Here is a 12,045-nt window from a genome sequence, read left to right as displayed (position 1 = left end):
TTTGCCTGAACCCATACGGCAGCATAGCTGCCGTATGCTAGTTTTCATCAGGCGCCAGGGGCCAGCCTGCCAGAGCCTGCTCCACCACCGCCAGCAGTTGCGGTTGGGAAACGCCTGCTTTTGCCTGCACCGAAATCCCGTAGTTCACCGTAACCAGGTAAGCGGCCAGCGCCGCACAGTCCGCGGACTCCGGCAAATCTCCGTCTTTTTGGTATTGCTCCAGCCTCTGACGTAACGCCGCTTCTCCCTGCGCCCGGCAACGAATAAGCATCTCTCTTATCGGCTCGGCGTCCGTCGAACAGGCGAGCGCGCCGTTAATGCCCAGGCAGCCGCGATGCATTGGGTCAGATGTCGCCATCCTGGCCGTGCCATAGAGCACGTGCTCCGCCATTTTTCGGGAGGTGGGTTCAGAAAGCGCGTCGGTCATATGGCGCAGATACCTCTGGGTGTAACGCTCAAGCACCTTCTGAAATAAAGCCTCTTTATTGCCAAAGCTGGCATATAGCCCCGGACGTTTCACGCCCGTAGCGCGGGTAAGATCGTCATAGGAGGTGCCTTCATAGCCCTTTTCCCAAAACACTTTCACTGCCGCATCCAGCGCGTCGTCGATATTAAATTCACGATGGCGTCCCATCATTTCCCCCTTTTGATAACGTCCGTTATTAAATGTGTAAAAAAAGCGCTTGTCAATTTCAATAACGATCATTACTGTAATGATCGTTATTATATTTTCAGACGTGACGCAAACGATGAGCAACTCAACAACGAGCAGGAGAAGGTTTTATGAGCAAAACTCTGGCAGGTAAAGTCGCGCTGGTTACGGGCGGATCGCGCGGTCTGGGAACAGCAATCGCTATCAGACTGGCGGAGCTGGGCGCTGATGTGGCATTCAGCTATGTCGCATCAGGGGAAAAAGCCGCTGCGGTGGCGGAAACGCTGCAGCAAAAAGGCGTGCGGACGCTGGCGATACAAAACGATCAGGGCGATCCTTTTGCGGCACAATCTCTGGTTGATACCGTTATCAACCATTTCGGCAGGCTGGATATCCTGGTCAACAACGCCGCCATTGCCGTACAGGGGCATCGCATTGACGATCCCAATGCGGATTTTGCTGAGCTAGACCGTCAGTGGCGGGTTAATGTATTGGGCGTTGTGGCTCTGACGCGTGCTGCGGCACAAAAAATTACCGACGGCGGGCGCATTGTGTTTGTCGGATCGGGTCTGGGCGGCCGCGTGGCGCTGCCTACCGTCACGGAGTACTCCGCCACTAAAGCCGCGCTGGTCGGCTATGCGAAAGGCGCTTCACGCGATCTGGGGCCACGCAATATCACAGTCAACGTGGTGCAACCCGGCATTATGCCTACCGATATGGCCGCTGCCGCCGGAGAGGTTCTTCCGCCTGGCATAAGCGATACCATGTCCATTGCACGTATCGCCACGCTGGAAGAAGTGGCTGCATCCATCGCCTTCCTCGTCGGCCCGGATGCCGGATATATCACGGGCGCCGTTCTCGACATAAGCGGCGGCTATCAGGCCTGATAATTACGCGGCGTTTGCCTGCTCCTTCCGCTCAGGCGGTGGTAGCAGCGCAAACGCCGCTTTTTATTGCCAGCTATGCTCTGAGGCTTACTCCAGATCCGCCCCGTTGCTGGCGATAACTTTTTTATACCAGTAAAACGATTTCTTACGGGTGCGCGCCTGCGTGCCATTGCCCTGATCGTCGCGGTCGACATACACAAAGCCGTAGCGCTTGCTCATCTCGCCGGTAGAAGCCGAGACCAGGTCGATGCAGCCCCAGGAGGTGTAGCCCATCACCGGAATGCCGTCTTCAATCGCCTCGGCCATCGCCGCAATGTGCTCGCGCAGATAACTGATGCGGTAATCATCTTCGATTTCGCCCTGCTCGTTGATTTCGTCCTTCGCGCCAAGGCCGTTCTCCACCAGGAACAGCGGTTTCTGGTAGCGGTCGTACATCATGTTCATCGTGATGCGCAGCCCCAGCGGATCGATGCCCCAGCCCCATTCGCTTGCCTTAATATGCGGGTTCTTCAGGGACTTCACAATATTGGCCGCGCTGCTGTTTTGCTCATTCATATCGGCTGAAGCACAACGCGAGGCGTAGTAGCTGAAGGAGACAAAATCAACGGTGTTTTTCAGGATATCGTCGTCGCCGGGCGCCATCTCAACCGTAATGCCCTTCTCTTTGAATAAGCGTTTCGTGTAGGACGGATAGGCGCCGCGCGCCTGCACATCGATAAAGAACAGATTCTCGCGATCTTTTTCCAGCGCGGCCCACACGTCTTCCGGCTTGCACGACCACGGATAGAAATTCCCGCCCGCCAGCATGCAGCCAACCTGGTTTTCAGGATTCACCTCGTGGGCGATTTTGGTGGCCAGGGCGCTTGCGACAAGTTCGTGATGCGCAGCCTGATATTTCACCTGCTCCTGATTGTCATCTTTCTCAAACACCAGGCCGGCACCGGAAAACGGGCTGTGCAGCAGGATATTGATTTCATTAAAGGTCAGCCAGTATTTCACCAGACCATCAAAGGCTTCAAAACAGGTGCGGGCATAATGCGTGAAAAACTCAACCATTTTGCGGTTACGCCAGGAACCGTATTCACGAACCAGATGCATCGGCACATCGAAGTGACACAGCGTGACCAGCGGTTCAATGCCATATTTTTTGCACTCGTTGAAAACATCGCGGTAGAAAGCAATGCCTTGGGCGTTTGGCTGCTGTTCATCACCGTTCGGAAAGATGCGGCTCCAGGCAATCGAGGTGCGGAACACGGTAAATCCCATCTCCGCCATCAGGGCGATATCGTCTTTATAGCGATGGTAAAAATCGGTGGCCTGATGGCTGGGGTAAAACTCATCGTCACGCAGCGCAAAGCGCTTTTCCTGGCCCAGCTTCACCGCCAGGCGATCTTTGCCGTGAGGTATCATATCTACCGTCGTGAGGCCTTTACCTCCCTCCAGATAAGCGCCTTCGGCCTGGTTTGCGGCAATAGCGCCGCCCCATAAAAAATCCGCCGGGAAAATGGATTCAGACATGAAATACCTCTTCTTTCTTAATTAGTTAACTTTTACAGCCCGTTGCGCAGCAGCGACAGTTGCCTGTTCGTTTTCCGTTTCTTCTACCGGAATGTCTTCAAATCCAAGCACCAGCGTGAGGATAAAGGAGAGCACGACGGCGAGCACCATCACGCCGAATACCCAGGCGATGGTCATCGGATTGGATGGGTCAAAGAACTGCACGCTGGTAAACAGCCCCGGCGAGGCCATGGAATGGCTCGCAAGCCCTGCTACGCCCGCAACGCCGCCGCAGACAAAGCCGCTGATCAGAGCCGCAATAAGCGGACGTTTCAGGCGTACGGCCACGCCATACAGCGCGGGTTCTGAAATGCCGGCAACGATGGCTGACGCCGCCGCAGCAAGGGCGGTCTGGCGCAGTTCAGGATTTTTAGTTTTCCAGGCTACCGCCAGGGATGAACCGCCCAGCGACAGGTTGGCGCCAATTTCCGACGGCATAACCATGCCCTCTTTGCCGGTTTCAGCGATGGTCTGAATGATAGTTGGGGTAAATACGCGGTGCATGCCGGTCATCACCAGCAGCGGCCACAGCCCGCCCATGATCGCAACGGACAGCCAGCCCAAATAGCTGTGCACGGTATAAACCAGCGCGGAGATCCCGCTGCCGATCCAGATCCCCAGCGGGCCGATCAGCATGATGGCGATCGGGGCGGAAATCAGCACGATCAGCATCGGTTTAAGGAAGTTTTTCGTCACCGCCGGGGTAATTTTATCAACCCAGCGCTCTATGTACGAAAGCAGCCAGGTCATCACCAGCGCCGGAATGACCGTATAGGTGTACTTCACCGCCGTAACGGAAAGCCCCATAAATTCGACGGACTGACCCTGAGCCGCTTTCGCCATTAAATCGATAAAGTTGGGATGAACCAGCACGCCTGCGATGGCAATAGCCAGCGACATATTGGTTTTAAATTTAACCGCAGCGGACGCCGCAACCATTACCGGCAGGAAGAAGAATGCGCCGTCGCCGATCACGTTAAGGATAACCAGCGTGGACGAGCCTTTTTCAAAGACGCCGGTCATGTCCAGAATCATGGCGAGCAACTTGACCATCGAACCGCCGATGATCGCCGGGATCAGCGGCGACATGGTGCCGATCAGCGCATCAAGAATGCCCGCGCCAATACGCCTTAGCGTGATCTTGCCTTTCCCTGACACCGGCGCTTCGGCAACCGCGCCTTCCGGCAGCAGCTTCAGCACTTCCGCGTAGGCCTGTGAAACCGTGTTGCCAATAATCACCTGGCACTGGTTTTCGTTTCTGACGACGCCCAGCACGCCGCTGATGGCTTTAAGTTTTGCCGCATCAACGACCGAATCATCATTAAGTACAAAGCGTAAGCGGGTCATGCAGTGGGTGACGGCCGCAATGTTACTGGCTCCGCCGAGGGCGTCGACTATCGACTGTGATACTGCCGTATAATTTTTAGACATAGGTAACAGTTCTCAGGGTAGGTAACCGGTTCCACATAAGAGTGTTAACATTAGATAATCAGATCAACTTAAAAATTTTTCTTCTTCTTTTTTTGTGATGCTGATCGAAATAAGTAGCCAGTTTAAGCCGGTTTTGCCACGTTAAACGCTGCGTGTAGAATGAGGATAATTTTAAGGAGCCAGGAATTCCCTATGTCGACAATGCTGGAAGTGGCAAAGAAAGCCGGCGTATCAAAAGCCACCGTTTCTCGGGTGCTGTCCGGTAAAGGGTATGTGAGCGAAGAAACAAAAAGACAGGTTTATCAGGCAATAGAAGAAACCGGCTACCGCCCCAATTTGCTGGCGAGAAACCTCGCAAGCAACACTTCCCAGTGCATTGGCCTGGTTGTCACCAACACGCTTTATAACGGCAATTACTTCAGCGAAATCCTTACGCAGGCGGCAAAAAAATTAGAAGATAAGGGCCGTCAGCTTATTTTGATGGACGGCAAGCACAGCGCCCAGGAAGAACGAGAAGCCATACAGTTTCTATTGGATTTGCAATGTGATGCGATAATTATTTATCCGCGATTTTTAACCACGGACGAAATGGATGACATTATCGAACAGCACAAGCAGCCTATTATGGTGGTAAATCGCAAACTCAGAAAACATCAAAGCCACTGCATTTGTTGCGATCATAAAGGGGCAAGTTTTAATGCCGCCAGATACCTTATTCAACGCGGCCATCGGGACATTGCGTTTATTACCGGATCGATGGATTCACCGACGGCGATTGAGCGCCTTTCAGGGTATAAAGACGCGTTGCGGGCATCTGATATTGCCTTGCAGGATGGGCTTATCGTGCCGGGAAAATGGACGCCCGCCAGCGGTTTTTCTGCTGTAGAAGCGTTGCTTAACAAGAAGATAAGCTATAGCGCCATTCTTGCCAGCAATGACGACATGGCTATTGGCGCAATGAAAAAACTAAATGAGGCCGGTATTCAGATACCTGAAAAAATATCCGTAATTGGCTTTGATGATATTCCAACCGCACCCTATTTAACGCCTTCCCTGTCAAGCGTAAAAGACCCGGTCAGCGAGATGATGGGCGAAGTAATTAACCGTTTAATTTTCATGCTCGATGGCGGCTATCTTTCCAGGGATAATATTTTTACCTCAGATTTGCGGCTGCGTAATTCTGTCGGCGATGGGCCTTTTAAATAAAAAGCCCATCGTTTGAACATATTATTCAGCAACTTTTACAATTAACTTGCCGAAGTTTTTGCCGCTCAGCAGCCCGCGGAATGCCTCAACGACATTCTCCAGGCCATCGACAATATCTTCGCGGAACTGAATTTTACCTTCGCTCAACCACTGGCTCATCTGCTTAAAAAATTCAGGATAATGCTCGCCGTAGTCCTGGAAGATGATAAAGCCCTGCACGCGCAGGCGCTTTTTGAGGATAGTCCCCATCAGCAACGGTAAACGGTCTTCGGTAAAAGCGCTGTTCTGCCCGTTGTACTGGCTTATCACGCCGCAAACAGGAACGCGCGCTTTAGTATTTAACAAAGGCAACACCGCATCAAACACCGCGCCGCCAACGTTTTCAAAATAAACGTCGATACCCTGCGGGCAGGCCTTTTTAAGCTGCCCGGCGAAATCCGGTGCTTTGTGATCTATACAGGCGTCAAACTTAAGCGTTTCAGCAACATAGCGGCATTTATCTTCGCCGCCGGCAATCCCCACAATTCTGGCGCCGCGTAATTTCGCCACCTGTCCCACAACGGAGCCCACCGCCCCGCTGGCTGCCGCCACGACGACTGTTTCACCTTTTTGCGGATTACCGATGTCGGTAAGCCCCATATAACCGGTGAATCCAGGCATACCCAACAGACCAAGCGCATAAGAAGGATGGGGCATATTGGCGTCCAGCTTTTGCAGCCCTTCGCCGTCAGAGAGCGCATAATCCTGCCAGCCGGTGTAAGCCAGCACCAGATCGCCCTGCTGATAATCGGGATGCTCGGATTTCTCCACCCGACAGACGGTTCCGCCGACCATAACATCGCCAATTGCTAACGGCGCGGAATAAGATTCCGCGTCATCCATACGCCCGCGCATATAGGGGTCGAGGGAAAGATAGAGCGTACGCAAAAGCATCTGGCCTTTCCCAGGCTGCGGGATTTCCTCTTCTTTCAGCACGATATCTTCACCGGTTGGCATGCCCTGCGGGCGTTTCGCCAGCACAAAACGGCGATTAATAGGGGATGACTGCGTCATAACGATCTCCATAACATGCGTAAAGAGAAGTGTCGGGTGGCGCTACGCCTGCCCGACCTGCTTTGCTAAAGAGATTGTAGGGTAGATAAGCGTAAGCGCCATCCGCCGATTAAGCGATGCCATTAATGCAGTACCGTCACCGCATCTTCAAGGCGCGCAGCCCGATGTTTCACCATTGCGGAAACCTGCGCGCCTTCCTCCACCAGCTCGGCATTTTTCCGCGTTATCGCGTCCAGCTCTGCCACCGCGTGGGTTAAGTCCGCCAGCCCTTCCGCCTGTTCGGACGTCGCATGGCTGATTTGTCCCAGGAGCTGCGTAACGTTCTGTACCTGGGAAACAATATCCTGCATGGTGCGCCCCGCCTCGTGTACCTGAACGGTGCCGGACTGCACTTTACTGGCGCTGGCATCGATAAGCTTGCGGATATCGTTGGCCGCCGCCGCGCTGCGGCTTGCCAGACTTCTCACTTCTCCGGCCACCACGGCAAAACCTTTGCCCTGCTCCCCGGCACGCGCCGCTTCCACCGCAGCGTTGAGCGCCAGAATGTTCGTCTGGAAAGCGATATCGTTAATCAGGCTGGTGATGGAGCCGATGCGCTGAGTGCTGTCGGCAATATCATCCATCGTGATGACGACGGTTTCCATAGCCCGCCCGCCGTGCGCCGCCGCGTCGCTCGCTGAGCTGGAGAGTTTATCCGCCGCCGCCGCGGTTTCAGAATTGTTCTGCACCGAGGCTGCCATCTGACTCATAGTGGTGACCGTTTGCTGCACGTTGGCCACCGACTGACGCGTGCGCTCGTTTAGCTCGTCGTTGCCTTTTGCCATCGTTTCGCTACCGTTACGCACGCTCTCGACCTGGTGGCTAACATCGTTTATCAGCCAGCGGCACATCAGACCAAGCTGGCCGATAGCGCGAAGCGTCATGCCAATCTCATCGGTACGCGCAAGGTGATCTATTTTCTGACGATTGCCCGTTGCCACTTCCAGCGCCTGGCGCGCAACGTTTTCCAGCGGACGAGCAATTTGCCACTCCAGCAAACCGCAGACCAGAGCCGTCGCCAGCGCGCTAGCCAGTAGCGGCAGCGGGCTTTGTCCTGACGCCCCCGCAGCAACCATCAATACGGCGAATAATCCCGTCATCAACGCCCGAATACGCCAGCGCAGGGAAATCGTCGGCAGCTTGCCGAACCAGCTTTTACGCAGCACCAGCCCTTTAAATAAACGTCGATTCGCTCGCCCTTCATTTAAGGCCTTATATAAAGGCTCTACCGCAGCCACTTCTTCTGCTGTCGCTTTAGTACGAATCGACATATAGCCGGTGGTCTTACCATGACGAACCACCGGGATAGCATTGGCGCGAACCCAGTAATGATCGCCGTTTTTACGACGGTTTTTGACGATGCCGGTCCAGGGTTCGCCCTGCTGGAGGGTAAACCACATGTCGGCAAAGGCCGCTTTCGGCATATCCGGATGACGGACAAGGTTATGCGGGGCGCCGATAAGCTCGTGCAACTGATAGCCGCTGACGTGCACAAAGGTGTCGTTGGCATGGGTCATATAGCTTTGCAAATCCGTGGTGGACATGAGGGTGGTGTCGTCATCCAGCAAGAATTCGTGCTGGGTGACAGGGACGCGGGCAGGCATAGCAACTCCGTTGTGCAGGTGATCCAGATGTTAATTTTTTTCTCTTAATGTTATTTCGGCGCTGCAAGAATTTACTTTAATGGTTAAACTTGACGAAGATCACACTTTTCAATTTAGCCACAGCATTTATAATGGCTTCCTCGTTGAACGATATTAGCTAATAATTTCATAGTGTTATTAATAGAAATTGCGTAGTGCCATTACGTGCTACAGTTTTAGCCTTCGAAGCGCCGCTGGCCCACTACACTTAGTGAGGGGGACAGTTTCGCTCCTGCAAGGAAAACAAAGAGGATAAGAATGTTAAAAAGGAAAAAGAAAGTCAGGCCTATCAAGGTCAGTGACGTTACCATCATTGACGATAGCCGCCTGAAAAAAGCCATCACCGCAGCCTCGCTGGGGAATGCGATGGAATGGTTTGATTTTGGCGTGTATGGCTTCGTTGCCTATGCGCTCGGTAAGGTCTTCTTCCCGGACGCAAGCCCAAGCGTGCAGATGATTGCCGCCCTCGGGACCTTCTCTGTTCCCTTCCTGATTCGTCCCCTCGGTGGTCTATTCTTCGGCATGCTGGGCGATAAATATGGTCGTCAGAAAATCCTTTCGATAACCATCATCATTATGTCGTTGAGCACCTTCTGTATTGGCCTTATTCCGTCGTACGCGACAATCGGTATCTGGGCGCCAATCCTGCTGTTGCTTGCAAAAATGGCGCAAGGATTCTCGGTAGGCGGCGAATACACCGGGGCTTCTATCTTTGTGGCCGAATACTCCCCGGACCGTAAACGCGGCTTTATGGGTAGCTGGCTCGACTTCGGCTCCATCGCCGGTTTCGTCTGCGGCGCAGGCGTTGTGGTGTTGATTACCGCTATCGTAGGAGAAGCGAACTTCCTTGACTGGGGCTGGCGTCTGCCATTCTTCCTGGCGCTGCCGCTGGGGATTATTGGTCTGTATCTGCGCCATGCTCTTGAAGAAACGCCGGCGTTCCAGCAGCACATCGATAAGCTGGAACAGGGCGATAAAGAAGGCCTCGCCGAAGGCCCTAAAGTCTCCTTTAAAGAGATTGCCACCAAACACTGGCGCAGCCTGCTGACCTGTATCGGGATCGTTATCTCCACAAACGTAACCTATTACATGTTGCTTACCTACATGCCGAGCTATCTCTCCCATAATCTTCACTATTCCGAAGAGCATGGCGTGCTGATCATTATCGCCATTATGATTGGGATGCTGTTCGTACAGCCGGTAATTGGCCTGCTGAGCGATCGTTACGGCCGCCGTCCGTTTATTGTTTTCGGGAGCGTAGCGCTGCTGTTATTTTCCATTCCTGCCTTTATCCTCATTAACAGCAACGTGCTGGGGTTGATATTTGCCGGTTTGCTGATTCTGGCGGTGATCCTCAACTCCTTTACCGGCGTAATGGCTTCAACCCTGCCTGCAATGTTCCCGACGCACATCCGTTACAGCGCGCTGGCAAGCGCGTTTAACATTTCCGTGCTGGTTGCGGGGCTGACGCCTACGCTCGCGGCCTGGCTTGTGGAATCGACCGAAAACCTGATGATGCCCGCTTACTATCTGATGGTTATTGCGGTTATCGGCCTGCTGACCGGTCTGACCATGAAAGAAACCGCTAACAAGCCGCTTAAAGGCGCAACGCCTGCTGCTTCTGACATTGAAGAAGCGCGTGAAATCGTGCAGGAACACCACGATAACATCGAGCAGAAAATCGAAGATCTGGATCGTGAAATTGAGGCCCTGCAGGCGAAACGTAGCAACCTTGTGCAGCAACACCCGCGCATTAACGAATAATTTCGTGAGCGCTATGAACGCCGGGCCATCGCCCGGCGTTTTTGTTTCCGCATTCCAGAAGGTTATTGGATATATCGTATATTTATATGCAAAGGCATTTTTGGACTTTGTGAATAGCCCCGAGTCACCTAACGTAATCAGGTCAAAAATAACAATCCATAATAATTCTTCCTTTTATGCAGGGTGCATCATGCAAAGAAAAGTTCTGCCGTTACTGTTGCTGGCTACCTTATCCGCGAGCAGCTTTGCCGCTACACCGCCAAATACTTTAGTTGTTGCCCAGGGGCTGGACGATATCGTCAGCCTCGATCCGGCTGAAGCTAATGAACTTTCCAGTATTCAAACCGTGCCGAGCCTTTACCAGCGCCTGGTGCAGGCCGACCGTGAAGACCCGGCAAAGGTTGTGCCGGTGCTGGCAGAAAGCTGGCAGGGTGATGCCGCCAATAAAAAACTAACGATCAAATTGCGGCCGGATGCCAAATTCGCCTCCGGCAACCCGCTGCGCCCGGAAGATGTGATCTTCTCTTATACGCGCGCGGTAACGCTGAACAAATCTCCAGCTTTTATTCTTAACGTGCTTGGCTGGCAGCCGGACAACATTGCAGGCCAGTTGAAAAAAGTGGATGACCACACGCTGGAGCTGCACTGGACGGCGGACGTCAGCCCGGCAGTTGCGCTGAACATTCTCTCCACGCCGATTGCTTCCATCGTCGATGAAAAAGCCGTGGCGCCAAACGCCAAAGCCGGAGATTTTGGCAACGAGTGGCTGAAAATGCACTCAGCAGGCAGCGGTCCGTTCAAAATGCGCGTTTACCAGCCGCATCAGGCCATCGTGCTGGACGCCAACCCAACATCGCCGGGCGATGCGCCAAAAGTTAAAAACATCATTATTAAAAACGTGCCCGATCCTGCGGCTCGCCGCTTGCTGATTCAGCAAGGCGACGCGGATATCGCCCGTGACCTGGGCGCGGATCAGACCAGCGCGCTGGAAGGCAAGCCCGGCGTTAAAGTGCTTAGCATTCCTTCCGCCGAGCAAAACTATATGGTGTTCAACGTTGGTAACAACGCCAATCCGCTGCTGAAAAACCCGGCCCTGTGGGAAGCGGCGCGTTATCTGGTGGATTACGAAGGCATTACCAGAGACCTGTTAAAAGGCCAGTATTTCGTGCATCAGAGCTTCCTGCCGGTCGGTTTTGCCGGTGCGCTCGATAACAATCCGTTCAAATTCGATCCGGCGAAAGCGAAAGAAATCCTCGCCAAAGCGGGCATTAAAGACGCGCATTTCACGCTTGATGTGGAAAACAAACCGCCGTTTATCACCATTGCCCAGTCCATGCAGGCGAGCTTCGCTCAGGGCGGCGTGAAACTCGATCTGCTGCCGGCCGCGGGCAGCCAGGTTTATGCGCGCGTTCGTGCTAAACAGCATCAGGCCGCGATCCGCCTGTGGATCCCGGACTATTTTGACGCTCACTCCAACGCCAGCGCCTTTGCCTTTAACGACGGCAAGGGCAGCACCGTTGCAGGCCTGAACGGCTGGCAGATCCCGGAATTAAACAAGCAAACGCTGGCAGCCGTAGCCCAGGCCGATCCGGCTAAGCGCCTGGATCTGTATAAGAAAATCCAGGAAGAGCTGCAGCGCAGCTCTCCGTATGTGTTTGTCGATCAAGGTAAAACTCAAATAGTGGTCCGTGAAAATGTGAAGGGCTACCAGCAGGGGCTGAATGCGGATATGGTGTATTACGATCGCGTAAGCAAGTGATCCCACGCGTATAGCTTAGGGCGGGTAAGCGGAAGAGCTAAAAGCTTCCCGCCT

At 53.6% G+C, this 12,045-nt stretch carries 9 protein-coding genes; 4 read left to right on the top strand and 5 right to left on the bottom strand.

Annotation, left to right across the window (positions count from 1 at the left end; all coding sequences use genetic code 11):
• Positions 1-37: 37 nt before the first annotated feature.
• Positions 38-637 (bottom strand): TetR/AcrR family transcriptional regulator, encoded by a 600-nt coding sequence (locus tag MUA00_RS15575; protein WP_271123929.1) that lies wholly within the window; start codon positions 635-637, stop codon positions 38-40.
• A 146-nt stretch (positions 638-783) separates the two neighbouring features.
• On the opposite strand from MUA00_RS15575, the gene MUA00_RS15570 reads away from it, so the two are divergent.
• The gene (locus MUA00_RS15570; protein ID WP_271123928.1) at positions 784-1,539 is read left to right on the top strand and encodes an SDR family NAD(P)-dependent oxidoreductase; all 756 of its coding nucleotides are present in this window, start codon (positions 784-786) and stop codon (positions 1,537-1,539) included.
• Positions 1,540-1,626: 87 nt separating this feature from the next.
• Here the strand turns inward: MUA00_RS15570 and MUA00_RS15565 are convergent, their stop codons facing one another.
• Both MUA00_RS15565 and ascF read right to left on the bottom strand, forming a co-directional pair.
• A complete protein-coding gene (locus MUA00_RS15565; protein WP_271123927.1) occupies positions 1,627-3,057 on the bottom strand; it encodes a 6-phospho-beta-glucosidase in 1,431 nt (476 codons plus the stop codon).
• A 21-nt stretch (positions 3,058-3,078) separates the two neighbouring features.
• Positions 3,079-4,527, bottom strand: coding sequence for a PTS cellobiose/arbutin/salicin transporter subunit IIBC (ascF, locus tag MUA00_RS15560; RefSeq protein WP_271123926.1), 1,449 nt, complete (start codon positions 4,525-4,527; stop codon positions 3,079-3,081).
• A 192-nt stretch (positions 4,528-4,719) separates the two neighbouring features.
• Between ascF and MUA00_RS15555 the strand changes: the two genes are divergently transcribed.
• Complete coding sequence (locus MUA00_RS15555) at positions 4,720-5,733, top strand: LacI family DNA-binding transcriptional regulator (protein ID WP_271123925.1); 1,014 nt, start codon at positions 4,720-4,722, stop codon at positions 5,731-5,733.
• 21 nt (positions 5,734-5,754) lie between these two features.
• Here the strand turns inward: MUA00_RS15555 and MUA00_RS15550 are convergent, their stop codons facing one another.
• Complete coding sequence (locus MUA00_RS15550; RefSeq protein WP_271123924.1) at positions 5,755-6,786, bottom strand: NADP-dependent oxidoreductase; 1,032 nt, start codon at positions 6,784-6,786, stop codon at positions 5,755-5,757.
• A gap of 122 nt (positions 6,787-6,908) precedes the next feature.
• On the bottom strand, positions 6,909-8,429 hold the full coding sequence (locus tag MUA00_RS15545; RefSeq protein ID WP_271123923.1) for a methyl-accepting chemotaxis protein: 1,521 nt from the start codon (positions 8,427-8,429) through the stop codon (positions 6,909-6,911).
• Positions 8,430-8,726: 297 nt separating this feature from the next.
• On the opposite strand from MUA00_RS15545, the gene proP reads away from it, so the two are divergent.
• Together proP and MUA00_RS15535 are read left to right on the top strand one after the other, a co-directional pair.
• Complete coding sequence (gene proP, locus MUA00_RS15540; RefSeq protein ID WP_271123922.1) at positions 8,727-10,232, top strand: glycine betaine/L-proline transporter ProP; 1,506 nt, start codon at positions 8,727-8,729, stop codon at positions 10,230-10,232.
• 190 nt (positions 10,233-10,422) lie between these two features.
• Entirely contained in the window at positions 10,423-11,991 is a 1,569-nt protein-coding gene (locus tag MUA00_RS15535) for an ABC transporter substrate-binding protein (RefSeq protein ID WP_271123921.1), read from the top strand.
• The last annotated feature ends 54 nt before the right edge of the window (positions 11,992-12,045 follow it).

It is taken from the genome of Dryocola boscaweniae (assembly GCF_025215095.1).
GTDB classification, from domain to species: domain Bacteria; phylum Pseudomonadota; class Gammaproteobacteria; order Enterobacterales; family Enterobacteriaceae; genus Dryocola; species Dryocola boscaweniae.
The sequence above is the reverse complement of the archived record's forward strand: the minus strand, read 5'-3'. Positions and strand labels throughout refer to the sequence as shown.

Bases quoted from the DNA above. Each gene is read 5' to 3' on its own strand.
- MUA00_RS15570 (WP_271123928.1), top strand. From the start codon at position 784: ATGAGCAAAACTCTGGCAGGTAAAGTCGCGCTGGTTACGGGCGGATCG.
- MUA00_RS15550 (WP_271123924.1), bottom strand. From the start codon at position 6,786: ATGACGCAGTCATCCCCTATTAATCGCCGTTTTGTGCTGGCGAAACGC.
- MUA00_RS15545 (WP_271123923.1), bottom strand. From the start codon at position 8,429: ATGCCTGCCCGCGTCCCTGTCACCCAGCACGAATTCTTGCTGGATGAC.
- MUA00_RS15565 (WP_271123927.1), bottom strand. From the start codon at position 3,057: ATGTCTGAATCCATTTTCCCGGCGGATTTTTTATGGGGCGGCGCTATT.
- ascF (WP_271123926.1), bottom strand. From the start codon at position 4,527: ATGTCTAAAAATTATACGGCAGTATCACAGTCGATAGTCGACGCCCTC.
- MUA00_RS15535 (WP_271123921.1), top strand. From the start codon at position 10,423: ATGCAAAGAAAAGTTCTGCCGTTACTGTTGCTGGCTACCTTATCCGCG.
- proP (WP_271123922.1), top strand. From the start codon at position 8,727: ATGTTAAAAAGGAAAAAGAAAGTCAGGCCTATCAAGGTCAGTGACGTT.
- MUA00_RS15575 (WP_271123929.1), bottom strand. From the start codon at position 637: ATGATGGGACGCCATCGTGAATTTAATATCGACGACGCGCTGGATGCG.
- MUA00_RS15555 (WP_271123925.1), top strand. From the start codon at position 4,720: ATGTCGACAATGCTGGAAGTGGCAAAGAAAGCCGGCGTATCAAAAGCC.